The 26,544-nt window shown below is 55.0% G+C and carries 19 protein-coding genes; 5 read left to right on the top strand and 14 right to left on the bottom strand.

What is annotated here, in order from left to right; genetic code table 11:
- Positions 1-53 precede the first annotated feature (53 nt).
- Positions 54-905 carry an alkaline phosphatase family protein gene (locus GCU45_RS30550; protein ID WP_152403649.1) on the top strand — a complete coding sequence of 284 codons (852 nt, stop codon included), beginning with the start codon at positions 54-56 and terminating at the stop codon, positions 903-905.
- Positions 906-920: 15 nt separating this feature from the next.
- Complete coding sequence (locus tag GCU45_RS30545; RefSeq protein WP_152403647.1) at positions 921-1,898, top strand: metallophosphoesterase family protein; 978 nt, start codon at positions 921-923, stop codon at positions 1,896-1,898.
- Positions 1,899-1,961: 63 nt separating this feature from the next.
- Here GCU45_RS30545 and GCU45_RS30540 read toward each other — a convergent pair whose 3' ends face one another.
- The 5 genes from GCU45_RS30540 to GCU45_RS30520 form a co-directional block, all read right to left on the bottom strand.
- Positions 1,962-3,227 (bottom strand): MDR family MFS transporter, encoded by a 1,266-nt coding sequence (locus GCU45_RS30540; RefSeq protein ID WP_152403645.1) that lies wholly within the window; start codon positions 3,225-3,227, stop codon positions 1,962-1,964.
- A 273-nt stretch (positions 3,228-3,500) separates the two neighbouring features.
- Entirely contained in the window at positions 3,501-4,040 is a 540-nt protein-coding gene (locus GCU45_RS30535; RefSeq protein WP_152403643.1) for a superoxide dismutase family protein, read from the bottom strand.
- Positions 4,041-4,226: 186 nt separating this feature from the next.
- Positions 4,227-5,315, bottom strand: a complete 1,089-nt coding sequence (locus GCU45_RS30530; RefSeq protein WP_145020881.1) for a Gfo/Idh/MocA family protein — start codon at positions 5,313-5,315, stop codon at positions 4,227-4,229.
- A gap of 15 nt (positions 5,316-5,330) precedes the next feature.
- Positions 5,331-6,278: a helix-turn-helix transcriptional regulator gene (locus GCU45_RS30525; RefSeq protein ID WP_152403641.1), complete on the bottom strand. Its 948-nt coding sequence runs from the start codon at positions 6,276-6,278 to the stop codon at positions 5,331-5,333.
- A 38-nt stretch (positions 6,279-6,316) separates the two neighbouring features.
- Positions 6,317-7,318, bottom strand: a complete 1,002-nt coding sequence (locus GCU45_RS30520; RefSeq protein WP_152403639.1) for a Gfo/Idh/MocA family protein — start codon at positions 7,316-7,318, stop codon at positions 6,317-6,319.
- Between the two features lie 322 nt (positions 7,319-7,640).
- Between GCU45_RS30520 and GCU45_RS30515 the strand changes: the two genes are divergently transcribed.
- Both GCU45_RS30515 and GCU45_RS30510 read left to right on the top strand, forming a co-directional pair.
- Positions 7,641-8,258: a DedA family protein gene (locus tag GCU45_RS30515; protein WP_152403637.1), complete on the top strand. Its 618-nt coding sequence runs from the start codon at positions 7,641-7,643 to the stop codon at positions 8,256-8,258.
- 72 nt (positions 8,259-8,330) lie between these two features.
- Positions 8,331-8,867: a phosphatase PAP2 family protein gene (locus GCU45_RS30510; RefSeq protein ID WP_244364737.1), complete on the top strand. Its 537-nt coding sequence runs from the start codon at positions 8,331-8,333 to the stop codon at positions 8,865-8,867.
- 110 nt (positions 8,868-8,977) lie between these two features.
- On the opposite strand, the gene cysI is transcribed toward GCU45_RS30510, so the two are convergent.
- The 7 genes from cysI to GCU45_RS30475 all read right to left on the bottom strand — a co-directional run bounded on the left by cysI (position 8,978) and on the right by GCU45_RS30475 (position 23,055).
- The gene (cysI, locus tag GCU45_RS30505; RefSeq protein ID WP_152403635.1) at positions 8,978-10,702 is read right to left on the bottom strand and encodes an assimilatory sulfite reductase (NADPH) hemoprotein subunit; all 1,725 of its coding nucleotides are present in this window, start codon (positions 10,700-10,702) and stop codon (positions 8,978-8,980) included.
- A gap of 37 nt (positions 10,703-10,739) precedes the next feature.
- Complete coding sequence (locus GCU45_RS30500; protein ID WP_152403633.1) at positions 10,740-12,596, bottom strand: assimilatory sulfite reductase (NADPH) flavoprotein subunit; 1,857 nt, start codon at positions 12,594-12,596, stop codon at positions 10,740-10,742.
- Between the two features lie 240 nt (positions 12,597-12,836).
- Entirely contained in the window at positions 12,837-13,991 is a 1,155-nt protein-coding gene (locus GCU45_RS30495) for a serine hydrolase domain-containing protein (protein WP_244364735.1), read from the bottom strand.
- A 466-nt stretch (positions 13,992-14,457) separates the two neighbouring features.
- Positions 14,458-16,728 carry a glycoside hydrolase family 3 protein gene (locus GCU45_RS30490; RefSeq protein WP_152403631.1) on the bottom strand — a complete coding sequence of 757 codons (2,271 nt, stop codon included), beginning with the start codon at positions 16,726-16,728 and terminating at the stop codon, positions 14,458-14,460.
- 29 nt (positions 16,729-16,757) lie between these two features.
- Positions 16,758-19,058 carry a beta-glucosidase gene (locus GCU45_RS30485; protein WP_152403629.1) on the bottom strand — a complete coding sequence of 767 codons (2,301 nt, stop codon included), beginning with the start codon at positions 19,056-19,058 and terminating at the stop codon, positions 16,758-16,760.
- Positions 19,055-20,353 (bottom strand): MFS transporter, encoded by a 1,299-nt coding sequence (locus GCU45_RS30480; RefSeq protein ID WP_152403627.1) that lies wholly within the window; start codon positions 20,351-20,353, stop codon positions 19,055-19,057. Before GCU45_RS30480 ends, GCU45_RS30485 begins: the two co-directional genes overlap by 4 nt.
- A gap of 170 nt (positions 20,354-20,523) precedes the next feature.
- Entirely contained in the window at positions 20,524-23,055 is a 2,532-nt protein-coding gene (locus GCU45_RS30475) for a GH39 family glycosyl hydrolase (RefSeq protein ID WP_152403625.1), read from the bottom strand.
- Positions 23,056-23,302: 247 nt separating this feature from the next.
- On the opposite strand from GCU45_RS30475, the gene GCU45_RS30470 reads away from it, so the two are divergent.
- The gene (locus tag GCU45_RS30470) at positions 23,303-24,001 is read left to right on the top strand and encodes a hypothetical protein (RefSeq protein WP_152403623.1); all 699 of its coding nucleotides are present in this window, start codon (positions 23,303-23,305) and stop codon (positions 23,999-24,001) included.
- Positions 24,002-24,108: 107 nt separating this feature from the next.
- Here GCU45_RS30470 and GCU45_RS30465 read toward each other — a convergent pair whose 3' ends face one another.
- Complete coding sequence (locus tag GCU45_RS30465) at positions 24,109-25,008, bottom strand: NAD(P)/FAD-dependent oxidoreductase (protein WP_152403622.1); 900 nt, start codon at positions 25,006-25,008, stop codon at positions 24,109-24,111.
- A gap of 55 nt (positions 25,009-25,063) precedes the next feature.
- Positions 25,064-26,458 (bottom strand): MATE family efflux transporter, encoded by a 1,395-nt coding sequence (locus GCU45_RS30460; protein WP_152403620.1) that lies wholly within the window; start codon positions 26,456-26,458, stop codon positions 25,064-25,066.
- Between the last annotated feature and the right edge of the window lie 86 nt (positions 26,459-26,544).

The following is a 26,544-nucleotide window of genomic DNA, read 5'->3' as shown; positions in this document are numbered from 1 at the left end:
CTAGGGGCTGATCGATCCTATGAAAGCGAAATCATCTTTGGGGAGGTTGACCCATGAGCAATGCAAATGCCGTTTCACGTGTATTCATTCTGGGAATGGATGGTGCCGGCAGCTTTATTCAGCACACGGCTACACCGGTCATCGACGCTTTTCTGGCAAAAGGGGCCGTCACCTATGACGCCCAGGCGCAGTCGCCTACAATCAGCGCGGAATGCTGGGGCTCCGTGCTCCACGGCGTCGTGCCGGAGAAGCATGGATTAACGAACGAGGTCGCTGCGAGCGAGCCTTATCCTGCCGAATCGCCTTACCCTTCCGTATTCCGGCTTGCAAGGAAGGCATGGCCCGAGGCCAAGCTCGCCTCCTTCACTAGCTGGAGCCCGATCAATGACGGGATCGTTGAGGATGGCATCGGAATACATAAGGAATCTCTGCCGGATGCCGATCTGATTCAGGCCATCCAGAACTATCTGGAACAAAATCCGGACGTCAAACTGCTGTTCATGCAGCTGGATGAACCTGATGCGGCCGGACACAAATACGGGTACGGTCCGGATTCTTCCGAATATTTGAATGCGATTACACAAAATGACGTCCTGTTCGGTCAGGTGCTCGGTACCCTTGAGCGGCTGAGCCTGCTTGAAGACAGCCTGGTGATTTTATTGACCGACCACGGCGGCGGAGGCGACGACAAATTCAGCCACGGCAGCGATCATCCGATGGACAAAAATGTGTTCTGGGGATGCGTGGGGCCGGGAATCGCGCCGGGAACAACTATCGGGGAAATCTCGATCGTGGACACCGCGGCTGTCGCCGCAGCCGCTCTCGGGCTGGACATTCCGGATGCCTGGGATGCCGCTGTCCCAGCCGGCTTGCTCCAGACCCGGTCCATGCCGGAAAACGCATAGCGGGAGGATAGGCGGATGAGGAAAACATTGCGATTTCGCGAGGACGGCACGTTTACCGTCGTCCAATTTACCGATACGGAGTTTTGCGAGCCTGATGATGAAGAGCTTCAAATGAAGGATATGATGCGAAGGATTATAGAGGCGGAACAGCCCGATCTGGTCGTCTACACCGGTGACGTGATCGCCAGCAATAAAAGTCCGAATCCGGCCGCAGCGTTCCGGGATGCGGTGTCGGTTCCGGAGCAGATGGGCATCCCCTGGGCAGCCGTCTTTGGAAACCACGACTCCGAGGCTCCGGATATGACGCGGGAACAACTACATGCCCTGCAGCTGTCTCACCGATACTGCTATGCGATTCCCGATCCGCCCCACGTCAAGGGCACCGGCAACTATTGTTTGGAAATCCGGGATTCACACCGGGACAACGTGGAGGCCGCCCTGTACTTTTTGGATTCGGGCAGCTACTCGCCGCTGGAGCATCTGCGCGTCGGATTTTACGACTGGATCCGCCGCAGCCAGATTGAATGGTATACTCAGCAGTCCTACCGGCTTACGGCAGGCAACGGCGGAGTCCCGCTGCCATCGCTTGCCTTCTTCCATATCCCGCTGCCCGAATATAACGATATTTGGGATTTCTCGGTCTGTTATGGGAACAAGCTTGACCGTCACTGCTGCGCGCCCTGGATCAACACCGGTTTTTTTGCGAGCATGGTTGAGATGGGGGACATTCTCGGTACCTTTGTCGGCCATGATCACGGCAACGATTTTTGGGGAACGCTGCACGGTATCCGCCTGTGTTACGGACGGACCACCCGCAACGCTTATCTGGATCAGCCATTTATGCCTGGCGCCCGGGTCATCCGGCTCACGCAAGGGGAGCGGAGTTTTGACACCTGGCTGCATCTACAGGACGGGTCCGTCCTTCGCGACCAGCCAGTTCATGCACCGACAGGCAGACCCGTTCAGGCGGGAATGCCGGCAGCAGCCGAATAACAGCCTAAAAAAGCCGTTCAAGCGATGCGGATTGCATCCGCTCTTGAACGGCTTTGTTTGGGTTCAACCTGTGATATCGGCTTTCTTCTCGTAGTAGCTTGCCGGAATGATTTTAAAAACCTGAACATACAAAAGCGAGCTGAGGATCGTTGCCAGGAAGATGAAGCCGAACACGATCACCGGTGGAAACCACGACGACAGCATAATCGTGACCGGAGCGATAAACCGGCCGACCGAGAACTGCAAATTCGCCGCCCCCATGTATTGCCCTCTGGCGTGTTCAGGCGCATATTTGCTGATAAAGCTGTCGGTGACGGGGCTCCGCGACAGCTCGCCGATCGTAAACACAAACGTAAACACCAGCAGCAGCCACACCTGCGTCGTCAAACCGATCAGGAACATCCCTCCGCCAAACAGCAAGGCCGACATGATCAGGATGTTCCGTTCGGACCAACCTTCGAACAGCTTGGTTACGGGAAGAACGCACAGCACGAACAGCAGACCGTTCAGCCCCAGCATCAACCCGAATACCTGCGCGCTGCTCAGGTTGAACGTCCAGCCGCTGAAGGACAGCAGCGCCTGTCCCGGTACGTATTCTTTGACATACATCGCTAAATACATATCCAGCTGCATAAAAGCAATCGTCACCAGGATCCCCGCGGCAATATAGAGCGCAAATACCTTGTCCTTAAAAATGACGCCGTAACTCACCACCTGCTCCTTCAATATAGCGGTCAGCTTGCTGTGGGTACGATTCATCCTTGCCGATGCCGGGAGCGTCTCCCTGCTGAACAATAAAATGGTCAAAAAGTACAGAAGCGTTACCGACGTGCAGGTCCACAACAGCTCGTGCCGGTACTGGAAAAAGAATACCGAGCCCAGCGCCGGGCCAAAGACCGCCCCGATATTTCTGCCCGTCACGAAGGTTGCGAACACCATCCGCCGGTCCTTTTCCGGAGTGACGTCAGCCACCATGGCCGAGCTTCCCGGCGAATAGATCGCCCCTCCCAGCCCGAGTCCGATATATGCGGCATAATCGAGCCAATGGGACGGGGATAACGCAAAGGCGGCAAACATGCAGGACTGCATGCAGGCCCCGAGCAGCATGGCGGGCCTCCGGCCGAAGCGGTCCGCCAGATACCCGCCGAACAAGCTCCCGAGCAGGCTGACCAAGGGGGGAACAGCCATCAGCATACTGGCCGCGGTCTTGCCGAACGCGTCGCTGAAAAACAGGGTGATGTAAGGAAAGTACATCCAAAACAGCAAATTGAAAAGTGTGTCGCCGATCAGCCGGATTTGCAAGTTCAAATCCCATTTAAGCCAGTTCACAACAGAGGTTCCTCCTGTTTTATGATGGGGTCGTTTCTCTTCCTGAAGAATCATTGGCGGTGAAATAGCCGATCACGTGGAAAAAATGGAAGGAGTTTTAATATATCACAGGAATATGGAGCCGGGCAACGTTTTTTTTGCAAGCGATAACAATTCCGTTCCAATATGTGCTTGTGACACGGCGAGAACACAAAAAAACTCCTGAAGGCATCTTTCCTTCAGGAGTGTATATCATCGCTATCGGCAGCCAGGAATGCTGACGGCAGGCCGCAGCTAATCAATCCGCGCACAGGCGATCCGGTTGCCGGAGTTCCCCGACGGGTCGGTCACGTAATCGTCCGCTTTCTCATGGATGATGATCGCGGTTCCGCCCGGCTTCAGGAGCGAATTGTCGGCCCCCTTTTTAAGCGTTACGGACTGGGTTTCCAAATCGGCGGTTACCGTTCCGTCCTGCTTCACCTGAATGTTCAGCAGGTCTCCGGCATGATAGCCCTTTGGATTATGGAAGCCGTGCTGCTTGCCGGTCGGGTTGAAATGGGCTCCAGCAGTTTTAAAGTCAGGCGGATCACACTTGCCGTTTTCGTGGAAATGAATGCCGTGCTCACCTGGCGGCAGATTCGCGGCTTCGATATGGATCTGAACTGCGGCTCCTTTTTGAGTCAGAAGCGCCGTCCCTACTTCTCCGCCTTTGGAATCCACGATTTTCACCTTCAGCTGCGGCTCTTCCGAATTGGCATAAGCAGCCGGTGTTGCAGCGGCGGATCCGAGCAGAAATCCGGCGCTGAGGCAGACGGACATCACCATTTTTTTCATACTTGCAATCGTCCTCCTGTATTCTGGTTTTAGGTCTCCCAAAATCAGGTTTGCCTATTTCCCGAAAAAGATAACACCTGTGCCCGGCGGAAATCCGAAAAAATAAAAGCAGCCCGAAGATCCCGTAGCGGAAAATTCGGACTGCTGTACCCATGCGGGTTAAAGCAATGGACTTGGTTAGCGCGGTTACACGAGATCAGGAATGTGAATCTCGACTTCCTTCTTCGTCTGCGCGGAGCGGATAATGCCGTCAATAATGGCCTGATTCCGCAAAATTTCCTCGCCCGGAATCGGAGCCGGCGTGCCTTCACGCAGCGCGCGGACAAAATCCTTGATTTTCTCCTCAAACACATTGATTTCATGCTTGATGAGCGGAATATTGCTCTCGGTATGATGTCCCTGGATGTCATGGAACAGCGAGATGGAGCCGACATGCCCATCCCACACCCCGCTCCAAGGGCCGCTTCCTGCCGGAAGCACCTTCATGCCCGCATCCGTGCCGAGGAACATCGTCGCACCAAGCGTATCCATATGCATCGCCCAGGACGTCTTGAAGTTCAGGACCAGGTCTCCTTCGAACCGGACCATGGCCACGCCGAAATCCTCAACGTCAAATTGTCCGGCTTCCGCGTGGTATTTCGGATTGGTGCCAAAATAGTTCGAGGTATAAGCGGAGACGGTCAGCGGCTTCGGATAACCAAGCGTGTTGAGCGCCAGATCCAGCGAATAGCAGCCGATATCGGCCATCGCGCCTGCGCCAGCGATATCTTGACGGATAAATGTTCCGCCCGGCATGCCGCGGCGGCGTCCGCCCCCGGTTTCCACGTAATACACTTTACCCAACTGCCCGTTCTGGACCATATTTTTAATGATGGCCATGTTCGGGTCATAGCGCGGCTGGAAACCGACATTCAGCATCCTTCCGGTTTTCTTGGAAACCTGCACCATTTCGACCGCTTCGTCCAGCGTGACCGACATCGGCTTCTCCAGCATGACGTTTTTGCCGGCCGACAGGGCGTCCACCGTTGTGCGGTAATGCGCCACGTTCGGCGTACAGATGCTTACGCCATCCAGATCCAGCTCGAGCAGCTTGCGGTGGTCGTCAAAGCCGGTCGCATCCGGCAGGTCCCAACGCTCAATGAATTGCTGCGCCTTGTCTGGCAGAATATCCGCCACCCCGACGATTTGAACATCCTCGATTCCTTTGTAAGCCCGGGCATGCGCTCCGGCGATGCCCCCGCTTCCGATAATGCCAATCCGAATTGTTTTTCCCACGAGATCGTAATCCTCCTATACTTTCGCGTTCTTTCTCCGGTATTCCGACGGCGTGTAGCCGTACCTCTTCCGAAAAACGGTATGCAGATAGCTTCCGCTGGAAAATCCGCCCTGAACGGCGATTTTCTCGATGGACCAGCGCGTCTCCACCAGCTGGCGGCACACTTCCTGCAGGCGGAAATCCTCCAAAATTTCGCTGAAGGACCGCCCGCCCCCCTGATCCTTAATGATCCGCTGCAGCTGCCTCGAGCTGATATGCAGCTTGTCGGCCACATCCTCCAGCACCACTTCGCCGGAAGAGTTGGCATGGATGTACTCCAAAGCCAGCTGGTACCGGTAGGCCTTCATGTCCCGGGACGGAAGCTCCGCCTCCCGTGGTTCCGGCTCGTAAGCGCGCACGGCGCGGAGCAGAATTTGAATGATGCAGTTTTTAATCGTTGTATACAGTCCTAAATATTTTTGCTGTGAGGCGTTGAAGGCTTCCAGGAAAAACGGCATCGCCCGGTACGTATCCATCACGGGCTTCAGCGGCAGCGTCCGCAGCTTCTCGATGCAGTCATGCGCCTCAGCCGCCTCCCACGGATCAGCGTATGGACGCGGCGACTGGCCGGAATCCTGGACCTGCGACAGGTCCCGGATATCCACATGCAGACACAGCTCATCCATCGATTCCTCGGGATCTGCTTCTTGGTAATGGAGCACCTCCGGACCCGTCAGGTAGAACATGCCCTCTTGAAGAGCATAGGGTTCATCCACCAGAATCACCGTTCCCTTGCCGCGCGGTATAAAGTGAAACTCAAACTCGGCATGCTTGTGAAAGGACACGATTTTCCCCGGAGGAAAAGAAGTCAAATGAAAACGTATCACCCGAATCTCATAATTTCCCCAATAAATGCGTAAATCCAGACGCTCCAAAGCATCCTGGCGTCCCTGCATAGTTTCGTATGGAAAATTATTCATCATTGCAGCAACATCCTTATGTCTGATAAGTTCTGTGATGGTTAGCCTTGCAGTTCGTTCAGTTTAACGGCGCGGCGCTCCGCGTTCGACAGATTGGCCGCTTCCATGAGCTTCGTCAATTCGATCGCCATCGCGATGTTTTCATCGGCAGTTGTGCCTTGTTCGATATGGCTGATCCACTGCTCAAATGCGCTTTCGCGGTTGGACGGTACCGGAATCTCGACCCAGGCATCCTTGTATTCCTCATTGCGAGTCGTACGAAGCAGCAGCTTGCTGTCCGGCGTTCCGAACAGGATCGTTCCTTCGGTGCCGTGCACCTCCACGGTAAACGGAGAAAAGTTGTTCACGAATCCGGCTTCAACGACGCCTACTGCGCCTGATTTCGTAGACAAAGTCGCAACCGCGTTGTCTTCCACTTCTTTTCCGGTTATGTATCCAAATTGCGCGCTCACGTCCACAGGCTCTTCTCTCAAGAAAAGTCTCGTCAAATACATTGGATGGCAGCCAAGATCGATCAGGGCGCCGCCGAGCGTCTCTTCCTTCTTATAAAAATGCGCAGGCAGCCAATTGGCCGTCGCCCCGTTGTGGGACAGCCGCACACGTACATAAGTTACCTTGCCCAGGAGCTCCTGGTCCAGAAGTTCCCGAATCGCCAGCGTATAGCCGTCGTTCAGTCTGGGAAGGGATACGGTCAGCTTCACGTTATTTTTCTCCACAGCCGCAATAATGTCGTTGACCTCGCTCAGCGTTGCGGCAATAACCTTTTCCGTAAAGATATGCTTGCCGGCTTCTGCGGCTTTGATCATGACTTCGCGGTGCATGTTCGTTGGCGCATCCACGATGACCCCATCGATATCGTCACGGCTTAGCATTTCATCCAATGAAGCGTAAAAAGTTACACCCTGCTTATCGGCGGCTTCTTGCCCACGCTCCGGATTTTCGTCCCACACAGCCACGATTTCCGCACCCGGATGAGCCTCAGCTTGTTTCGTATAGTCCCATGCATGCACATGCCAATAGCTTATTTTACCGATTCTGATCATATCCAGCGCTCCTCAGTATTTAATATTAAGACATCATGCCCTTAATCTAACACATGAAAAACCGTTAATACAGTATAATATTACGACAATTTTATATAAAATCGCGCCGCAGGAAAAACCTGGTCTTAAGACGGGTTTCCGCCCCAACCGGAGACGGTTTTGCTCCGGCAAAAATTTGCGTATCATGGGAATACAAGTTCTTCCGGACTGTTAAGAAATCGGGCAGACGGCTTAATACTTTCTTAAGCTTTCTGTTCATCAGTTCTTAATCTTTGCTAATTAAAATGGAAAGCACAAGTACAATCACGATAAGGAGATTCATATGGATGTGCTGGGATATATCGAGCGGCTGTTCGGACAGTACGGATATTGGGTCCTGCTTCTCGGACTTCCGCTTGATGCCATCGCCTTGCCGATCCCGCCAGGCAATACGACGCTTACCTACACCGGGTATTTGTCCTATAAAGGCGTACTGGACCTGCTTCCGGCTTTAGGTGCCGCCTACCTCGGCTCCATCGTCGGGCTGACGGTTACTTACGTGCTAGGGTACAAGCTGGGTCAGCCGCTGATTGAGCGCTACGGGAAATGGCTTTTTCTCAAACCGGAGCATGTGGAAAAGACCGCCAGAGTATATCACAAATACGGGAACAAGCTGCTGCTGTTCAGTTATTTCATTCCGGGAGTCAGACAGTTTATCGGCTACTTTACAGGGATCATCCGCATCCCTTACCGCACCTTCGCCTTGTACGCCTACACGGGATCCGCGCTCTGGGTTACCGTCTTTGTCGGGATCGGTTACATTTTCGGCAATCAATGGCAGCTGGTCTTGACCTGGACGGAGCATTTTTTGAAATACGTCGTGGCCGCCGTGTTCGCCATTCTGGCCGTATACATTTACCTGAAATGGCGCAAGCGTACCAAGGTTCATTCGAGGCAATGAGGCAATAGGGTTAAGCTTCCGACGCTGACGACCATTCGATGCAAAAAACACATTTTTGAGGAGGACCGTTGCATGATCATCACCCGTTATATGGAGCAGGCGCACGGCTGGGACCGGCGCATATTCCACTGGATTAACCGAACTCAGAATCCGACCATGCTCCATGCTGCGTTGCGCTTGCTGACCCACCTGGGCGGCGCGCTGTTTACGATTACCCTGACGCTGTCCGTGGCGCTGTTTGCTCCCGAGCCGTGGCGGACAACGAGTCTGCAGAGCTTTGCCGCGCTGGCCATCAGCTTTTTGATTACGACCCTGATTAAACGCAAGGTCCAGCGGATTCGCCCCTACCTCGCTCTCGAAGGCGTTCGGGTTGGCAAAAACCCGCTGAAGGACCCCTCGTTCCCATCCGGGCATTCGACGGCCATCTTTTCCATCATTACGCCGTTTCTGTTTATGGGCTCTTGGGTCGCCGTCCTGCTGCTTGTTATGGCACTCATCGTCTGTATTTCCCGGATTTATCTCGGACTGCACTACCCTTCGGACTGTCTGGTCGGAAGCTTCGTCGGCGGCGTGACGGCGGTGCTCACTGTCGCCGTGATCAATCTATGAGTTTATATACAGCATAAAAAGTGCAGTCCGCTGGGGACTGCACTTTTTTGCGCTGCCGTTATGACCGTCCGCAGCGTACCGAGCCACTGCCGATTCGGCTGCTTATGCCATCAGGCATGGAAAAATTGTCCCGAGCGGACTTCCTTCACATAACCGGCGCGGATGGTAAAATCGCCGAAATGCTCGCCGTCCCGGCGTTCCTTGGCATAATGGAAAATAATTTGCTTCAGGGAATCCAAAATTTCGGCCTCGCCGATATTTTCCTTGTAGAGCTTGTTGAGCCGTTCCCCGGCAAATCCGCCGCCGAGGTACATGTTGTATTTGCCCGGCGCCTTGCCGATAAAGGCGATTTCCGCCAGGGCCGGTCTTGCGCAGCCGTTCGGGCAGCCTGTCATCCGGATGACGATTTCTTCTTCACGTAGCCCCGCTTCCTCCAGGATCGGCTCGATTTTGCCGAGCAGCGTAGGCAGGTAGCGTTCGGATTCAGCCATTGCCAGACCGCAGGTCGGCAGGGCCACGCATGCCATCGAATTACGGCGCAGCGCCGAATAATGGATCCCGTCGGTCAGACCGTACTGCTGCACCAATTCGGTGATCTTCTTCTTTTTCTGGCTGCTCACACTGCCGATCACCAGATTCTGGTTCGGCGTGAGCCGGAAATCCCCGGTATGAACCTTGGCGATTTCGCGCAAGCCGGTCATCAGCTCATACCCTTCTTCGTCCTTGATCCGTCCGTTCTGGATAAAGAGGGTCAAATGCCACTTGCCGTTGCTGCCTTTGACCCAGCCGTACCGGTCGCCGTTGCTTTCGAAATGGAACGGTCTTGCCGGCTCCAGCTCCCACCCGAGACGCGCGGTCAGCTCCTGGATAAACCAGTCGATGCCGCGGTCGTCAATCGTATACTTGAAGCGCGCGTGTTTCCGCACGGAACGGTCGCCGTAGTCGCGTTGGATCGTCACGGTTTTCTCTGCCAGATCGATCACCTGCTCCGGCGTGCAGAACCCGATGACCTGCCCTACCTGCGGGTACGTGGCCGGATCGCCGTGGGTCATCCCCATGCCCCCGCCGACCGAAACGTTGAATCCGGCCAGACGTCCGTCCTCTACAATGGCGATCAACCCGAGGTCCTGCGAAAATACGTCGACATCGTTGGAAGGCGGGATCGCCATGCCGATCTTGAACTTACGCGGCAGGTATACCGGACCGTAGATCGGCTCCTGTTCCACGTCATGATCGTGGCTGTCCACCACCTTTTCTTCGTCAAGCCAGATCTCATAATAAGCCCGGCTCCGCGGATCCAAATGGGCACTCAGCTTGCGGGCCCAGTCGTACACCTCCGAATGAATCTCCGACTCGTACGGATTCGGATTGCACATGACGTTCCGGTTCACGTCGCCGCAGGCGGCCAGTGTGCTGAGCAGCGATTCGTTCACCTCGCGGATCGTGTTCTTGAGGTTCCACTTCAGCACCCCATGCAGCTGAAACGACTGGCGTGTCGTCAGGCGGATCGTCCCGTTCCCGTACTTCTGGGAAATCCGGTCCATCATCAGCCACTGCTGCGGGGTAACCACGCCGCCCGACGCGCGCACCCGGAGCATAAACTGGTAAGCCGGCTCAAGCTTCTGCTTCTGCCGTTCGTTGCGCAGGTCCCGGTCATCCTGCATGTAGCTGCCGTGATGCTTCATCAGCCGGTTATCGTCCTCGGGGATCGACCCGGTGATCGGATCCTTCAGCGTTTCCACCAGGTTTCCCCGCAAATAGTTGCTTCTGCGTTTGATATCCTCCACATCGCTGTGGGGCGCGCTGTTTGGTGACATCAAATTGTTATCAGACATGTTTGCTCTCTCCTTCTCGCTTGCCTATCGGATGCGCTTAATAAACATCCCGCTGGTAACGTTTCTCCTGCTGCATGCGAATCATATATTCGGCAGCTTCCTCAGGACTGAGACCGCCCTCCTGTTCAAGGATCGTAATCAGCGTGGAATGGACGTCATGGGCCATTCGTTTCTCGTCGCCGCACACATATACCACAGCGCCTTCCTGCAGCCACTGATACAGTTCCCGGCTCTTCTCCAGCATGCGGTGCTGGACGTAAACCTTCTGATCAGAATCGCGCGAGAATGCCACGTCCATGCGCGTCAGGACGCCGTCCTTGAGCCAGCGCTGCCATTCGATCTGGTACAGGAAGTCGGTCGCGAAGTGCTGGTCACCGTAAAACAGCCAGCTCTTGCCTTCGGCTCCGGTCTCTTCCCGCTCGCTCAAAAATGCGCGGAACGGAGCGACGCCTGTGCCCGGGCCGATCATGATGATCGGGGTATCCGGATTTTGCGGAAGCTTAAAGTTCGGATTATGCTGGATATAGACCGGCAAAGCCGATCCGGGTTCGCTTCGTTCAGCCAACTGTACGGAGCAGACGCCGTACCGCTCTCTTCCGCGGTTCTCGTAGCGGACGGTCCGGACCGTTACATGCACCTCGTCCGGCGACGCCTTCAGGCTGCTGGCGATCGAATACAGACGGGCCGGAATTTTGCGCAAAATGGCTACGAACTCTCTGGCCGGGATGCCCTTCAGGGAATAATCCTGCACCAGATCGAGCAAATCGCGTTCCTCGATGTAGGCTCTCAGCTCATCATGAACCGATGCGAGCAGTTCGTTCAAAGCACCGTTAGAAATGAGCGCGGCTGTCTTTTCCAGCAAAGGCTTGGTGAGCACCGTGATTTCATAATGGTGGAGAAGCGCCTCGCGTAGCGTAGCCTCATCGCCGTTTTTGTTAACCGGTACGGATTCTTCACCGGACCAACCCATCGCCTCGATTAATTCGTCGACTAGCCGCGGATGGTTTTCCGGGTAGATGCCCAGACTGTCTCCGGGTTCATACTCCAGATTCGATCCCTCCAGCGAAATTTCCAAATGCCGGGTTTCGCGGTCGGAACCGCGGCCGTTCAGGTTGATATTCTCCAGAACCTCGGCCTGGAACGGATTGGTTCTGGAATATTCCGATTCCGCGGATGCGAGCAGCGAATCTGCCGTGACAGGCACGGCCTGCGGTGCAGCTCCGGCTCCTGCTCCGGCAAGCTCGGCAAACGCACTGGCCACGCTGTTGATCCATTCCGCCGCCGGCTCGTCGAAGTCCACGTCGCAATCGACGCGCGGAACGAGCCGCTTGCCGCCCAGTTCTTCCAGCCGCTTGTCAAAATCCTTGCCTGTCTGGCAGAAGAACTCATAGGAGGTGTCTCCAAGCGCCAGTACAGAGAACGGCATGCCTTCAAGCTGCGGCGCCCGCTTGCTGTGCAGAAACTCATAAAAGGATATAGCGTTGTCCGGCGGATCCCCTTCGCCATGCGTGCTGACCAGAATCAGCAGGTTTTCCACCTTTTTCAATCCGTTCGGTTTAAAATCGCTCATCGAAGAAAGCTTGACCTCAAAGCCCTGATCCTGCAGTCTCTTGGTCACCTTCTTGGCCAACGCCCCGCAATTGCCGGTCTGCGACCCGTACAGGACGGTAACCTCTTTCGGCGCAGCCGGTGCCGTGCTTACCGGAGACGCAGCCGGCGCATTTGCGGCAGCCGCAATGGGGGCGGTTCCCAGCACAGCGCTACCCGTTACGGCGGCCGCTGCGATATATCCGCTCAACCAGATGCGCTGGGCATCGGTTAATGTGGGCAGCAGACGGTTGAGCAGCTCGACCTGCTCTTGGTTAAAAGGGCTGTTCGTTACTTGAAGTTCCAACAAATATCCACCTCGCGTAGCATGCATTAGTGATAATTCCTAGTAGATTACTCATATTTTCTCTCTTGAACCTATCACAGCAAGGGGGAACGGTCAATTAGAATGATCTTATAGGTTTTATCAGCTTTGCTGATAAAGTGGCTTCGTGCCGATTATTCCTCTTGAAAACGCTGTTAGATGATAATAAAGGCCCGACCGTAAAACAAGCCGGGCCCTCCAAACGAAGGAATAAAATTCAATTTACGTATGACAAATTTTCTCGCGGATCAGATCTGTTACCAGCCGATCCGGAGACCGGTCTCCCCGCCCAACCTTCATCCGGTTGCACAGCACCGCCACGGCAAGGCCGTTCGACGGATCGGCGTATCCGATCATGCCGCCCAATCCGGCGTAACCGAAAGCCGCCCGGCTGCCGCCCATGGCATCGCCGTCTTGGCTAAGCGAGTAGCCCAGCCCCAACCGAACGGGAGCGAGCGCAACTTCGTCGATCCCTTCAAATTGCAGCTGTGCTGCCTCGGTTATGGTGGCCGGCTTGAGCAGGCGTCTGCCGTCCACGCCCTCGCCAATCAGTGAAGCATACATCAGCGACAACGCCTGAGCATTTGCGACGGCATTGACGGCTGGTACGGCTGCCGAATGGAAGCAAGCCGAGTTCCACTCCGGATTGGCAACCGGAACCAGGGCCGGAGGCAGCACCCGCTTGAACAGCATGTCATCGGGCATGGAAGCGATAGGTACGGCTTCGCCGCTAATTTCGGCGATCCGGGTTTCCGCTTCCGCCGGGGCACCTAAGTACAGGTCCCTCTCCATTCCTAATGGCTTGCAGATCTCGTCCTGAATGATCTGGCCAATCGCCCGGCCATCCGCTCTGGCGGCCGTTTCCCCTAGAATCCACCCAAAGGTCATGCCGTGATAACCTGCCTTGGTGCCAGGTTCCCAGATAGGTTGTAACTGTTCCATCTCGCGCACCATCGCTTGCCAGTTGGTAACCAGCTCCATATCCGCGTGCGCAGGCATCAAAGGAACTCCTGCCGTATGAGTCAGAACCTGGCGGAGCGTAATCTGTTCCTTCCCATTCGCCCCGAACTCGGGCCAGTAATGAGAAATCCGCTCATCATACGCCAGCTTGCCCTGCTCGGCGAGAATATGAATCGCCGTGGAAATCACACCTTTGGAGCAGGACTGCATCACGAAGAGCGTATCCGGATGGACGGGGTTTTGTCCTAAGGCATCGGCGCTGCCTGAAAAAGCATTCACCACCAGTTCACCATGCCAGTAGGCTGCGGCTTGGAATCCTGCACCGATATCGTCTTTCGCAAGTTCATCCAGCAGCCGCTGGACCTGTGTTTGAAGATTGATGAGATGCTGACGTTTGTTTATCCATGGATCGGTCAATGCACTCAACTCCCTTATTATTTAAAATGAAAAAATAAGGTGCAAAGCCCATCCAATAAAACGTCCTGAGGGCGAACTGTTAAACTGATCGTCCGCCCATGCAAAGGTTCGCCCTATGAATAGGCTTTGCATGAGCCGCTTGGCATACTGGCAAATTGATTTGCCATCGAGATCGACCGCCTTTCTGCTTGGAATTGTAGCAGAGAACTTCGGTCGCCTCAACGCCAAAAATAAATATAGCCAAACTTTATAAAGACACGGAAAGCATAAACTAGAGTCTAATCAAGCAGCTATTGCGGGGTGCCTCTGCGCCAACGGACGATCGGCGTTGAAGGTCCGAAAAAAAGCCCGCTTCATCAGCGGGCGATTCTTAGCTATTGTGTGCTTTTCGTGATATCTATTCTTTTCGCTGGAGGGATTCTACTATTTATATTTGTCGAGGATCCTCTCTCAACGCTTCATTGCTTCAACGCTTCCGGTATTTCCGCGTGCGCTCGTCTTCGATAATGCCGCCCCAATTCAAGCCAAAGCCAAAATCGTACGTGTTGCCATCAGAGTCCACATGGCATTCCATATCATGAGCCACATCCTCAAGCTGCTCCTCAACCGTCTTCATATGGGCCGGCATCTGCATCGGCAGCAGTCCCGAAGGCTCAGCACTGCCAGTCAGGATCTCCATGATCACCTGCGCCTGAACGCCAAAATCGGCTACAATCGCATCCGCTTCGGACTCGAATTCGTTCACCACCGCTGGATTCGAGAGCAGCATCGACACGATAACCGGCTTGCCTTTCATCGCCTTTCGGGTGTCCAGCACCGCGTCCAGATCTGTCGTATTTTGAGGCGTAACTCTTTTCCCCTTATAAGAACGGTTCAGCACGTCTTCCGGACGCGGATCGCCAGCAAGACTCACTTCCCGTGCATGCTCGGCTGTATAAGGCCGGTACTGCAGGCTGATCGGTACATACCCGTTCCCCCCCTGCTCCGCGTCCTCCTGGCTGTAACCGAAGCCCGATTTCGGTGAGGCAATGAAGACCAGGCCAAAGTCCGCCTCATCCGGTTGATCCGTCACCGTAAAATATTTGGATACCAGCTCCAGACTGACCGGATACTCCAGCTTCTCCGGGGTTTGGTTGCCAAACCAGTCGGTTCCTGCCGGCGTATAGCGCTTCGGAATATATACCTTTTTCCCGGCCTTCAGCGGCAGCACCGCATTATTATTTTTCAGCAGCACCACAGACTTCAGCTGGGCCTCATACCCCTCGCGCATAAATTCGGCGTTTCCGACAACTCGGGCGCTCGTATCCGGATCAAGATACGGATTTTCGAACAATCCGAGTCGGAACATATTGACCAGAAGCCGGACGGCGGACTGCTCGAACCGCTGCCGCATCCACTCTTCTCCGTGCTCGCGCACCCCGATTTCGTAGGCTTCCAGCACCGGTCCGATTTCGTTGTTGCCGCCGAACTGGTCCACCCCGGCCATCAGCAGCTTGTAATGCCGTTCACCGACGGTCAGTTCCTCCACACCCCACGGCTTGCCGCTGAGGAAAGAATCCTTGGCAGGGGACTCGTCGGCCGTAATCATCCAATCGGTGCACACAACGCCATCGTATCCGTACTGATTGCGAAGAAGATCTCCGATCAGCCAGGCGTTATAGGAATTGCCTACATTTTCGCCGTTCACGGTATCCTGGTTCGCCGAAATGGTGTAATACGGCATGACGGCCGAGGCTTTGCCCGTCTTCCCGGACAGCTTGAAGGCGCCTTCTGTAAACGGGATCAAATGCTCGCCGAAATTATTCCCGGGATAGACCGCATACTTGCCGCAGCCAAAATGGGCGTCTCTGCCGCCTTCACCGGATCCGCCCCCCGGCCAATGCTTCACCATGGCGTTGACGCTGTCATAGCCCCAGCCTTCCTGAATTTCGCGTTCTCCCTCCGAAGTCTGGAAGCCGTCGACGTACGCCCGGGCCATATCGGCCGCCAGCGCCGAATCTTCCCCAAACGTTCCGTTGAAGCGGAACCAGCGCGGGTCGGTAGCGATATCGATCTGCGGGGACAACGCCGTCGACAAACCCAATGCGCGGTATTCCTTCGAGGCGATCTCCCCGAATTTCCGCGTCACCTCCGGGTCAAAGGTCGCCGCCAGGCCCAAAGTTTCTGGCCACATGGAGATGGCACCGCCGGAGCCTGCGTTAAACTCCGAACTGGAGTCGGAGCCGTGCCGCGGATCGGAGCTGTTGTTGGCCGGGATGCCGAGGCCGTGCCCTTCGGCAAACGCCTGCACCCGATTGTTCCACTTGGCAGCGGTCTCCGGGCTCTCCACAGTGGTGACCAGGATATGCCGCACGTGATCCTGAGCCAGAAAATGGAGCTGTTCATCGGTCAGCTCCCATGACTTGACGCCGCTCTCTTCAAAGGATTTGCCTCCGTAGGTTGCGGAGAACCAGCCTCCGCTCGCCGCAGGCACCGCCTGATGCCGGCTGTACAGCATCAGGCCGGCAATTTGCTCGGTCGTCATCTTGGACGCCAGATCTTTGGCCCGCTCTTCAGGCGTCAGCCGCCAATCCTCATAAGGATCCAGTTGACCGTCCCTGCTCAGGTCCTTGAAATAAAGGCCGCCCTGTTCCAGGATCTTTACGCCCGAGGCAGCCGAATAGCCCAGCGTCGGCCCATCGGGATTGTTCACATAACGAATTTCTTCTATATTTAGCGCAGCTTTTGTATTCGACATATTCTCTTTCCTCCACTCCATCATCCGGATTACGAATTTAGTTTCAGCTTGGTGTTCAGATCGTCGATGATTTTCGATAAATCCGCTTCCGACGTTCCCCCGCCCATCATGCCGGACAGCGAGCGCAGGGCGTCATACTTCCGCCACTTCACCACGGCCTCGAACAGCTCGGCGATTCCGTCGTCACCCATGCTCTCCGCAAACATAGCTCCCATCTGTTTCAGGCGCTCCAGGCTGCCCTCCATCGCTTCCTCGGCAAACGCAGCCGTTTCGGGAATGGCCATCAGCTCGTAGAACTTGGTGTTGCGCCCCACTTTGCGGAAAGGAAACCCGGTCGATTCCAGGCTAAGGGTGACCGACAGGGGCGTATCCGCCGATGATGGACCTGCAACGATGTCGTAAGCGCCGGATTCGGCGAACCAGTCATGAATATCGGTATTGAAGTAGGCAAAAGCCCGTTGATCCAGCGCAAAATGGACCGTCTTCGCTTCACCCGGCTGCAGATGGACCTTGGCAAACCCCTTCAGCTCCTTGACCGGTCTGACGACATGGCTCTCCAGCGGCTTGACGTACAGCTGCACGATTTCCTTGCCCGCAACCGCACCAGTGTTGCGAATGGTAACAGACACGTTGACGGTGTCGGTATCCTTCATAGACGTTCGGTCAGCCCGGATATCTTCATAAGCAAAGGTTGTGTAACTAAGACCGTAACCGAACGGAAAAAGCGGCTCCTCTTTTTTCGCTTCATAATACCGGTAGCCTACGAACAAGCCTTCCCCGTACGTCACTTCGCTCTTGCCCCCCGGGAAATTCAGGAACGCCGGCGTCTGTTCCAGCCAAACGGGAAACGTCTCCGCCAGCTTGCCGCTTGGGTTCACCTTCCCGTACAGCACGTCGGCCGCTGCGCTTCCCGTCGCCTGCCCGCCCAGATAGCCTTCCAGCACCGCTGGGACTTGCGGAAGCCAAGGCATCATCACCGGCGATCCGTTGGACAATACGACAACCGTGTTGGGCTGCGCCGCCGCGACCGCCTCGATCAGGCGGATGTGCGGGGAAGGCATATCCAGCCGTGTGCGGTCGACGCCTTCGGATTCGAACGAATCCGGCAGGCCGGCGAAGATGACGGCCACGTCTTTGCTTTGCGCCAGCTTCACAGCTTCTTCGATCAAGCTGTCGTCGGCCTCGCCGCCTTTGAGCAGATAGCCCGGGGCAAACGCACAGTCGGCAGACATTCCCGCAATTGCATCGAACGGAGCGTCCATCCGGGTCGGTGTAATGTGCGAGCTGCCGCCGCCCTGGTATCGCGGATGCTTGGCAAATGCGCCGATGACGGCGACCGATTGCTCCGAATTCAGCGGGAGCAGGCCTCCTTCATTCTTTAAGAGAACCATACAGTCCGCTGCCGCGCGCCGGGCAAGTTGGTGATGCGCTTCCGCATCGTAGGTGAAGCCTTCCTGTTTACCGTCGTATCCTTTAAATATGACAGTGAGCAGACGGCGAACCGCCTCATCCAGCACCGCCTCGTCCAGTTCTCCGGACTGGACCGCCTCCACGATCATCATGTCATGCTCCGGACCGACATAAGGCATTTCCAGCTCCAGTCCAGCCTTTAGTCCCTTCACCCGTTCGTTGATGGCACCCCAATCGGTCATGACCAATCCGCCGTGGACCCATCTTTGCTTCAGCACCTGGTTCAAAAGGTAATCGTTCTCCGAACAGTAATCGCCGTTCACCTGGTTATAGGCGCACATCACGGTCCAGGCATCACCTTCAATGACCGGACCCTCAAAGCTGCGCAGGTAAATTTCGTTCAGCGTCCGCTCGTCGACCACCGCGTTAATCGAATTGCGCAGCGTCTCCTGATTGTTGGCCGCAAAATGCTTCACCGACGTTCCGACGCCTTGGCTTTGGACGCCTTTCACATGGCTCGCGCCCATTTCCGAGGACAGGTACGGATCCTCCGAGAAATATTCGAAGTTTCTGCCGCACAGCGGTGACCGCTTAATATTGACCGCAGGTCCGAGGATAATCTGCACGTCCTCCTGCTGGCACTCCTCGCCAATCGCGGCGCCGACCTCCCGGATCAGCTCGCGGTCCCAGGAAGATGCGAGACCCGCTCCGCTCGGGAAGCAGGTGGCCGGCACCGTCTTGCTCGACATGTCCCCCGGATTGGCCTGCTTTCGCAGGCCGTGCGGACCGTCCGTCATCACAATGGAAGGAATGCCGAGGCGCTCAACCGGTTTGGTCTGCCACATATTCAGCCCCGAGCATAAGCTTGCTTTTTCTTCTAAGGTCATTTGAGAGATGATGTCGGTCAGATTTCGTTTCATGATACGCTTCTCCCCATTTCCAGATTCGTTGGATTACTTTCACCAGCGTGCTCCCCGACTTCAGGCAGCGGCTTGAGCGCGGCCACCCCAGCCACGACGCAGACCGCAAGCACGATATAGAAGAAGGACCAGCCGCCGATGTTCAGCAGCAGCGGTGCGATGGCCGGCACGATCGACTGCGGCAGCGCGTTGGCTACGTTCATAATGCCGAAGTCTTTGGCCGCGTCTTCCTTGTTCGGAAGGATTCGCGAAACCAGTGCCATATCAACCGCCGTGAAACAGCCGAACCCGAGTCCCATCACGGCGGATGCTACGATAAATGCCGTGTTATGCGCGATAAAGGCATAGATGAGAATGGCTGCGATAATAATGAGAGCCGAGATATACAGGAACGGCTTTTGCTTGCGGAACTTATCGGATAAGACGCCGCCGAAAATACTCGTGACCGCCATCGCCACCATGGACACGATGTTGATGGTAGCCACGGCTGCGGTTGCAGCGCTTTCACTATAGCCCATGCGGTTAACCAGCATAACGGTCAGGTACAAGCTGCTGCAGTACCCCATCATTAACAGAAACTTGGATACGACCGCCCAGCTGAACGCCGGAAATTTTCGCGGGTTTGGATAGACTCTGCTCAGCTTTTCGCCAAGCGTCATCTTTTCCTGTGCCATGTGTTCGATCTGCACTTTTCCGTCCTGGATAATAAACAGGCTGATGATAGGCCCCACGATCCCGATGGCCGCAAGCAGGCTCCATTTCGTCGTCGAGGAGGCGTCCGTCATGGCCGTCATCAGCACCATGCCCAGCGCCATAGCTACCGGTAACACGGTACCCAGCAGCCCGGAGATCGTTCCCTGCTTCTCTTCCTTCACCTGATCGGGAATCAGCGCTGTGTACGCGGCCATGCCGAAGTTGAAGAACAATTGGGCGATCGCCCAGCCGATGATGATCTGCCAGATCTGCGTGGACATTCCGACCCACAGCAGTGCGGCACAGCCAAACAGGGGGCCGAGCAGAATCCATGTGCGTCGGCGGCCGAAGGCGATGTTGGTCCGGTCGCTGATCGCTCCGCCGAGCGGGTTGCCGATCAGGGCAAAGAAGGCGCCAATCCCGGATACCAAGCCGTAGGAGGAGGTATAGCCGTTCGGATCGATTTCGACCATTTTAAAAGTTAATAGAAGCGTTGCAGGTGTCATGAGAGCCAGCATCATGCAGGCATAACCGAACATGATACCGAAAGTGAGCCGTTTGAATGGCGTGATCGTTTGACCGATAATTTTTGCTTTAGCCATATGGGTTGACCTCCTCATTGGTTGAAAACGTTTACAAACTAATTATAAAACAAACCGCCCAGCTCAGGAGAGGCGGCGGTTTGCAGTCTTTTATGGCCATTTTTATTTCGTTTGTAAGCGTTTCACTTCACACCGCGAAAATTCGGGTTAAAAATTGACACAACCCCGCGTCAAATGACCGGAATCACCTCGACGAGCTCGACAGCGTGCGGTTCCAGGGTAAAGGTACAGGTCATATGGCGGTTCTCCACATCGACGTGGGTGATATGACGGCCGGGCTCTGATCTCTGCTTAATGTAATTCAGATCCTCCCCGGTCATGATAGACGGTGCACCCATTCCCACCCACACGTCAAAGCCGCTCCCGCTCGACCGGTTCAAGGATCGGCGGACGATTTTATACCTGCCGCTGTCTATTCCATCCAGCTGGAATTCCAGCTTGACGGTTCTCTCGTTTTTGAACCCGCTGTACCGGCTGGTCGGTGTTACGAACGAAGTATCCCCCAGGGCATACAGGTCATCGAAGTGGCAGTAATTGTAGCACAGTATCTGATAGGCATTCGCGCTCTTCGTCACAATATAGCCTTCGCCGCGTTCAATAAGCTGATCCCCCAGCTTGGCCAGCAGCTCGTAGGCATACATAGCCGGCTTCGGAATCCCGTATTGGGCGATCAGACCCAGCCCGCCGTGGAACAACGCAGGGGAAGCCGACGTTTCCTCGATATTGTCACTGAGCACCCAGTAGCCGAAGCCCTGAATCCGGTCGAGATTATCGATCAGATTTTTCGCAATGTATGCCGCCTTGTACAGCGTATCGTTGGTCAGTTCCCTGTGAAATGCCGTGGAATTGAATTCCGTCAGGTATATCTCGCGGTCCGACAGGCCTTCCTTTTCAAGAAGCTGCTTCTCCCGGGTCAGCATGTCCCGTAAATAATCCGGGTTCGGCGAAATGCCCCGGAATTCCTCCAGCAGGATGCGGTACGGCTCCAGTTTGCGAAGCTCGCTTTGTTCCTCATCCGGCTCGAAGAAGCCCTCGAGATTTTCATGCGGATAAAAATGGCACGGGATAAAGTCAGGCAGGCATTCCCGTTCCCGGCAAAAGGCAAAAAACCGCTCGCTGAACAAGTTGGAGCGAAGCGTTATAATCCGCCCTGGCGCCCCGATCCGCAGATTCCGAGAAATGTTCTTCATCGTATGGAAAGTTCGGGAATACAACTCGAAGTACTCTTCATCCGTTCCCGGCCAGTACACCTCGAGCTCCGGCTCGTTCCAAAATTCGAACATCCAGCTCTCGACCTCCGCCGGACCGTACCGGTTCATGCAGTGCCGGATAAATCGATCAATGAGCTCGCACCAGGTGTCGAGGGACTTTGGCGGGCTTGTATAGCTTCTGCGAAAATAGAGCCCTTTTTCCGGATCCGCCGCGAGCGCGGAGGGCATAAACCCGAGCTCCACAAACGGTTTCAGATGAATGGAGAGCAGAAAATCAAATAATTGGTCGACGAGCCGGAAATTGTAGGCGGGCTGCCCGTCCTCCCTCTCGTGGTAAACCATCATGCCGTCATCAAAAATGCCGTGAAAACGCAAAAAGCGAAACGGACACCGCTCCTGAACGTAACGGAGCTGCCGCTGAACGTCAGCATGAAGCCCTTCCTTGGCTTTGCCGATCGTGATCAAGTTTTTCCACGTATGCGATATCGCCTGGGTCCTCACGGCCGCATCCACCTGGCGGGTGAGCGTTTCCAGCGAATGCACCTCCCTGTCGCCCGGCGATGCAGCCCGCTCCAGGTATTGATTGATAATCCCGAGAGCGCTGGATTGATTGAACTCCATATAATTCGATGTCGATTTCTCCTTCTTCTTTCCCGGCTCCGGCCGGTATTGTTTCCGATACTCGTTCGGTGTCACATGGTATCTGTTCTTAAACGCGGAATAGAACGACTTGGCGTTCGGAAAACCGTGAAACATGGCCAAATCGGCGATTGGGATTTCCTCTTGGCGCAGCAGATCCTCGACGGCATTTTTTAACCGAATGCTGGTCAGATAAGCCTGAAAATTCAGTCCGATATTTTCGCTGAAAAATTTCGATAAATAAGGCACGGACAGAAACTCACGATCCGCTATGGACTGAAGGGTGATGGGCTCGCGGTAATGGTTATCGATATACGTAATAATCCGCAGCATCCGGTCCATGTACCGCTCACTGATGCCGCCTTCGGACAGCGGGACCTTGAACTGCTTGACCAGGATGGAAAGAACGCCAAGCATCGCGGCCTGCATCTCCAGTCCGTACGTCTCTGTCTGCTTGTATTTGAGCTGGACCATCTCGGCAAGCAGCCGGCGCAGCCGGGAAACAGCATCGCGGGATTCCGGACCAGCCTTACTGGCCTGAAATGCAAAGGAAAAGCCCTCAAAACCTGCAATATGTTCTTTCAAATAAGCGGTTGGAATTTGGTAGGTGGCGATAATGTTCATGTCCAGGCCAATGACCTCATGGACATGATGCTGGTTAATCAGCAGCACATCCCCTTCCTTGAGCGTATGGCTGACCGTGTCAATCGAAACCTCAAGCGTTCCCCGCAGCACAAAAATGATCTCAACGCTGTTATGCCAATGGCTGGGCACGTAATTCACACTGTGCAGGGATACGTCAAACGGAAGGCTGTCATCGATCTCGAGCAGCTCAAAAACTGAATTCGCCATACTTGCGCGGCCTCCTTAACGCATCATTAGACCTAATTATAGCAGATGAAGATAGTTCATAAGTATTGCTTGGTTTCAGACTAGGGGAGATGAGTTGTCAAAAGGCCTTGCTGACGGATGCCGATACGATAATTTTCTCATCCTCTGCTGTATAAATTTGCTAACTCACCCTGTTCACAGCAACTTTTATCCCTTTATAACGTCTGGAATATGTATCCAGATATACAAGAAAGGGTTGAGATTTCTGATGAACCACAAATTTGCGTTGTTTGCCGTGTGTGCGATACTGTGCGGATCGCTCAGCGCCTGTGCCGATTCTTCGGATTCAGATCACGTTGCTACAGGGTCTGCGCCAAGCAGCTCCAGCACTTCCGGGCAGCAGCCTACCGCCGATTCGGCCGGTCAATCCGAGACGAACGGTTCCCCGCAAGCGGCCGTCATTCCCAAAGGAGGCGGGAAGATCGTCGCGGAAAAAGCGCTGTACGAAATCTATTCCCGGACAGACATTGGCGATAAGGAGAAAGTGGCTCAAATGATGCGGCAAATCGCGGGGATCAATTGGACGACGTATAACCGGATCAGCGGCCATAAGACGCTTGAGACCGTTGAGTATCTCTATAAACAACTGGATAAGATCGAAGCCGGAGATTATCCTAACATCGTAAGAGCAGGTAACGGTACGGACGGGGCTTCTGCCGAGAGTTATGCGGCCATTCTGGCCGAGCTGTACACGCGGGAACCATCCAAGTTCATCGAAGCACTCGCAGAATTGGAAACTCCATCTCAAGTCGAGTCCGTAGTATCCCATCTGGCTTATGGACTAAGTTATCAGGATACCGCCAAGGTCAAGGCGAAATTGGAGCAGTTGAAGCAAACCGGCAGCCTGTCCGAAGGCGAGCGAAAGGTGGCGGATCAATTGCTTGATCGGTTGGATCATCCATACTAAAAAAAGGCCGTATTCCCAAGAAGAAACCGGGAATATGGCCCGTGGAACGGATACGATGTACGATTATATAAATGCTGAAATTGGTTCTACAGCGAGCATCGTTCCCATCAAAACTCCTCATCGATCAGGTCCGCATTCACTGCCATGGCGGCTTTGCTCCCCTGTCCTGCGGCAATGATCAGCTGCGAAGGCCCGAAACGGGCGGTATCGCCAGCAGCGTACACACCCTTCACGCTCGTTCTGCCCAGTTCATCCACAGCAATGCCGCCCGCTCCATCGGGCCGGCAGCCCAGCTGCGCCGCGAAGGGAGCCTTCTGCGACCAATGGGGTACGATGAAGCCTCCGGCTCGCGGAACGAAAGCACCACTGTGAAATACAACTTCCGTTAACTGCCCTCCGTCTCCCCTGAACGAATGAATCGGCTCCTCCACAACAGGCAACCCCTTGAATTGGAGCCTTTCCTTTTCCCCAGACGTCAGAACAGGCTTGCCGTTCGTCAGGACGATTAAATCCCGGCTCCAATGGTGAACCGTCTTGACGAAGTGATACAGTCCCGGCTGCTCCGACAGCACAAACAATGGCCGGTCCTGCAGCTCATAGCCGTCGCAATAAACGCAATTAAAGATGCTTTTTCCATACAGCGGCTCTAGGCCGGGAATGCGGGGCAGCGTTTCGTGCAGCCCGGTAGCCAGAATCAGCGTTCTGGCCCACACTTCTTCCCGCATCGAAGTGGTAACGCGGAATGCACCGCGGGCCGGATTCACCTCCAGAGCCGTTGCCATGAACCGGCGAACGGTAGGATACCTCCCGATCTCCTCATAAGCCAAGCTTCGGAATTGTTCAGGGCGGACGCCGTCCCGCGTCAGATAGCCATGCGATACCCTTGTGACCCGGTTTCGCGGCTGGTCATTATCGATCAGCGCCGCCGTCCTGCGGGAGCGCCCCAGCACCAATGCGGCATTCAGTCCGGCGGGTCCTCCGCCGATGATCGCGCAGTCCCATATCATCTTAAGCGAATCGCTCCTTCCATTCAGACCGCTGCCCGATGGTGATCATCCTGCATCAGGTTGCGACATTGCCGCCAGCGTCCTTCGGCTTCCCGCCACGATCGTCGAACACCCGGATCCAGCGGTACCTGTTCACTTTTACGATCGCAACAAAGCATTTCAGGATTTGATCGCATTTGAGGCACATAAACGTAATAACCGGCGACAGATCAAACACAAACGCACACAGCGCCGAAGCCGGCAGCACAATGAGCCACATGAAAATGAAGTCGTTGTACAGGACGAACTTGGTGTCTCCTCCGCTGCGGACAATGCCGGTCAAGGCAGGCATCTGGTATGCCGTACCGACGACCGTCACCGACAGAATGGTCATGAACTGCAGGGCCAGCGTTTTGGAGCTTTCCGATATTGCATACAGATCGAGGACGACGTCCTTCACGGCAAACAGCAGGACCGCGGTCAGTACGCCGATGATCAAGTACAGCAGCTGCAGCGTTTTGCTGTAGGAAATGACCTTTCCCGTATTCCCTTCCCCGATCGTCTTGCCGATGATGACCGCCGTCGCGCTGGCCGATGCGTAAGTAACGACCGTGACCAGCTGAAAAATCGTGTTCGCCACGCTGTTGGCGGCGATCGCCGCCTCGCCCATATGGCCCAGGATGGCGGTCTGGGCACCCATCGATACGGCCCACAGCAGGTTGGCCATCAGCACAGGTGATCCGATCCGCAGATACTGCTTAAACAGAGACTTGTCGATGCTGTAAAAATCTTTCAGCCTAAAGCGGATCCGCTGATCGAACTTCTTCACGAAGGTGAGGACGATCACGCATTCGATCACCCTTGCGGTCAGTGTGGCGATGGCTGAACCGCTCACCCCAAGGCGCGGGAAGCCCAGGTGGCCATAAATCAGCAGGTAATTCAGGCACACATTAATGATCAAAGTGGACAGCGAAACGAGAAAGCCGATCCGCACGACCTCAACGCTGCGGAGCGCCGCCAGCAAAATGTTGGTCACCGCAAAAAATATGTACGAAAAACAGATGATCTTTAAATACTTCGCTCCTTCCGCGATCACGTTCTGCTCGTTCGTAAACAGCGACAGGCAGCCGTGCGGGAAGAAAAAAACGACCGCCCACATGATTACGCTTACAGCCAGGGCGATCCGCATTCCGATGCTGGAGGCTCGTTTGATGGCGTCTATATTTTTGGCGCCCCAATTTCGGGAGGACAGGATGACCAGCCCTTCGGCCGCGCCCATGACCAGCATATGCAAAATAAACTGGATCTGGTTGGCCAGCGCAACCCCGGACAGCGCGGATTCACTGTATCCTCCAAGCAGCAGATTATCCGACAAGTTGACGCCAAGCGTAATGATATTTTGCAGTCCGATCAGCACGGTTAACCGGATAAACATGCTGTAAAACGACCGTTCACGCACCCATATTCCCATGACTTCTCCTTCTTCGATATGTCGTGTAATAAGCTGATTATATTCTCAGCCAAAAGGAGCGCACAAGGCAGGAAAACGGTGGAAAT

This window comes from Paenibacillus cellulositrophicus (assembly GCF_009363095.1).
In the GTDB taxonomy this organism is placed as follows: domain Bacteria; phylum Bacillota; class Bacilli; order Paenibacillales; family Paenibacillaceae; genus Paenibacillus_AQ; species Paenibacillus_AQ favisporus.
The sequence above is the reverse complement of the archived record's forward strand: the minus strand, read 5'-3'. Positions and strand labels throughout refer to the sequence as shown.

Excerpts from the sequence above, each read along its gene's own strand:
- GCU45_RS30550 (WP_152403649.1), top strand. The coding sequence starts at position 54 with ATGAGCAATGCAAATGCCGTTTCACGTGTATTCATTCTGGGAATGGAT.
- GCU45_RS30545 (WP_152403647.1), top strand. The coding sequence starts at position 921 with ATGAGGAAAACATTGCGATTTCGCGAGGACGGCACGTTTACCGTCGTC.
- GCU45_RS30535 (WP_152403643.1), bottom strand. The coding sequence starts at position 4,040 with ATGAAAAAAATGGTGATGTCCGTCTGCCTCAGCGCCGGATTTCTGCTC.
- GCU45_RS30525 (WP_152403641.1), bottom strand. The coding sequence starts at position 6,278 with ATGATGAATAATTTTCCATACGAAACTATGCAGGGACGCCAGGATGCT.
- GCU45_RS30520 (WP_152403639.1), bottom strand. The coding sequence starts at position 7,318 with ATGATCAGAATCGGTAAAATAAGCTATTGGCATGTGCATGCATGGGAC.
- GCU45_RS30515 (WP_152403637.1), top strand. The coding sequence starts at position 7,641 with ATGGATGTGCTGGGATATATCGAGCGGCTGTTCGGACAGTACGGATAT.
- GCU45_RS30510 (WP_244364737.1), top strand. The coding sequence starts at position 8,331 with ATGATCATCACCCGTTATATGGAGCAGGCGCACGGCTGGGACCGGCGC.
- cysI (WP_152403635.1), bottom strand. The coding sequence starts at position 10,702 with ATGTCTGATAACAATTTGATGTCACCAAACAGCGCGCCCCACAGCGAT.
- GCU45_RS30490 (WP_152403631.1), bottom strand. The coding sequence starts at position 16,728 with ATGTCGAATACAAAAGCTGCGCTAAATATAGAAGAAATTCGTTATGTG.
- GCU45_RS30485 (WP_152403629.1), bottom strand. The coding sequence starts at position 19,058 with ATGAAACGAAATCTGACCGACATCATCTCTCAAATGACCTTAGAAGAA.
- GCU45_RS30480 (WP_152403627.1), bottom strand. The coding sequence starts at position 20,353 with ATGGCTAAAGCAAAAATTATCGGTCAAACGATCACGCCATTCAAACGG.
- GCU45_RS30475 (WP_152403625.1), bottom strand. The coding sequence starts at position 23,055 with ATGGCGAATTCAGTTTTTGAGCTGCTCGAGATCGATGACAGCCTTCCG.
- GCU45_RS30470 (WP_152403623.1), top strand. The coding sequence starts at position 23,303 with ATGAACCACAAATTTGCGTTGTTTGCCGTGTGTGCGATACTGTGCGGA.
- GCU45_RS30465 (WP_152403622.1), bottom strand. The coding sequence starts at position 25,008 with ATGATATGGGACTGCGCGATCATCGGCGGAGGACCCGCCGGACTGAAT.
- GCU45_RS30460 (WP_152403620.1), bottom strand. The coding sequence starts at position 26,458 with ATGGGAATATGGGTGCGTGAACGGTCGTTTTACAGCATGTTTATCCGG.